Here is a 2394-nt window from a genome sequence, read left to right on the forward strand (position 1 = left end):
CGCCTTATCCGCCCGGGGCGGACGCTCCCGCCGGTTCCGGGCTGTCCGCCGCGGACGTGCAGGAACGAACGCTCGCAGGACTGGCCAACGGCGAACCTGAGGAGTCCAGCAGGAGCCTTTGGCAGATTTTCCGGGCGAATGTCCTGACGATGTTCAACGCGATCGTCGGCACCTGCTTCCTGCTTCTGCTGGCGCTTGGACAGTGGAAGGATGCGCTCTTCGGATTCGCGGCAGTCAGCAACGCCGTTATCGGGGTGGTCCAGGAGTACCGCGCCAAGAAGCTGCTCGACCGGCTTGCCGTCCTTGATGCTCCCCGTGCCCGGGTGCTCCGGGACGGTGTGGTCCAGGAAATCGCAGTTGCCGACGTGGTCCGGGGTGACGTGGCAGTGTTGCAGGCCGGCGATCAGGTCGTGGCTGATGCCGTGATTCTCGACGAGGACGGCCTGGAAATTGACGAGTCCCTGCTCACCGGGGAATCAGATCCCATCGGAAAGGACAAAGGTTCCACCGTGCTGTCCGGCTCCACGGTCACGGCCGGCCAGGCGAGGGCCCGTGTTGTGGCCGTGGGGGCGGGCTCGTATGCCAGCAGGCTCACCGCCGAGGCCAAACGCTTCTCACTGGTAAATTCTGAGATCCGCAACGGGATCGACCGTGTCCTTCGCTGGATCAGCTGGGCTCTCCTGCCCGTCATGGTGATCATCACCAATGGCCAGATGCAGGCAAAGGGCGGCTGGCAGGAAGCTTTCAGCACCGGGGCCTGGGTAGACGCCTTCGTCGGTGCGGTGGCGGGTGCCATTGCGATGATCCCGCTGGGCCTGGTGCTCATGACCAGCGTTGCGTTTGCGGTGGGTGGGGTACGGCTGGCACGCCACAATGTGCTGGTACAGGAGCTTGCAGCTGTGGAGGGGCTCGCCCGCGTGGACGTTCTCTGCATTGACAAGACCGGTACCTTGACGGAGGGCAGGGTCATTCTGGACGGCGTGCACACTGCAGGCCCGCCGCCTCCGCCAGGCTGGCGGGAGGCGCTTGGATGGTTTGGCGCAGATCCCCATGCCAACGCCACCGCCCGCTGCCTCGCAGGCACCTTCGCCTTCGACGGCGGTCCGGCGCCGGCCGCCGTCGTGCCGTTCTCTTCAGCCAGGAAGTGGAGCGCGGCGAGTTTCCCTCCACCCCACGCTGCAGCGGGGACGTGGGTTCTGGGTGCACCCGAAATGGTGTTGACGGAGGACGCATCAACACTGGACGGCTCGCCCGCCGGAACGGTACTCACCCACGCCGGCCGCCTTGCGTCTTCCGGCCTGCGCACCCTGGTCCTGGCGCACACCCGCGAGATCATCCCCGACGGCGAAACGGACGACGTGCAGCTTCCGTCCGGGCTTGCCGCCGCCTCGCTCCTGACGTTCCGGGAAAAAGTACGCCCCGATGCCGCGCAAACCCTGGCCTATTTCCGGCAGCAGGGCGTGGCAGTGAAAATTCTGTCAGGTGATGACCACCGGACGGTGACTGCCGTGGCACGCGAAGTGGGGCTCGACGTCGGACTCGGCTACGATGCCCGGCACCTGCCTTCCGACGCACATCGGCTGGAAGCGACGCTGGCAGCACATTCCGTGTTCGGCCGGGTCACCCCGGCGCAGAAGAAGGACATGGTGCTGGCGCTGCAGAGGATGGGGCACACCGTCGCCATGACCGGGGATGGCGTCAATGATGCCCTCGCCATCAAGGAAGCGGAGATCGGCATCGCCATGGACACCGCCGCCCCCGCCACCAAGGCTGTAGCACGGCTGGTGCTCCTGGACGGACGCTTCGACAGGCTGCCGGCCATCCTGGCGGAAGGCCGCCAGGTCATCGCCAACATTGAACGGGTCTCAGTCCTGTTCCTGAGCAAAACCACGTACGCCGTGGTGTTCTCGGTCGTGTTCGGGGCGCTGATGTGGAGTTTTCCTTTTCTGCCGCGGCAACTCTCCGCCACCGACGGCCTGACCATTGGAATCCCCGCGTTCTTCCTGGCACTGATGAGCAATGCCCGCCGCTATGACCCAGGATTCCTGAAGAGGTCGCTGACGCTGGCCGTCCCGGCCGGACTTATCATCGCGTCGGCGGTGCTGGCGGTGAACGTCTATTCCGCCGCGGCGGGCGGCTTCAGCGAAACGGCCAACCGCACGGCCTCGGTGCTGACACTCTCACTCGTTGCCCTGAGCGTTCTGGCGGCCATCAGCCGCCCGCTCAGCCGACTTCGGCTGGCCATCATCATGGCCATGTGCGCAGGGCTTGTCCTGTTGCTCACCGTCCCGGCGCTCCAGGATTTTTTCATGCTGGAATGGCCCCCGCCCGGGCTGGCTGCGGCGTCAGTGGCCGCCGCCGTCGTCGCGATGTGCGGTGTCGCCGTCTTGAGCC

At 66.0% G+C, this 2394-nt stretch carries 1 protein-coding gene; it reads left to right on the forward strand.

From position 1 onward, the window contains the following. A partial coding sequence (locus DBR22_RS20260; protein WP_308810247.1) for an HAD-IC family P-type ATPase occupies positions 1 to 2394 on the forward strand: 2394 nt, incomplete at both ends.

Origin of the sequence: Arthrobacter sp. HMWF013 (assembly GCF_003061105.1) — a bacterium.
Lineage (GTDB): Bacteria > Actinomycetota > Actinomycetes > Actinomycetales > Micrococcaceae > Arthrobacter.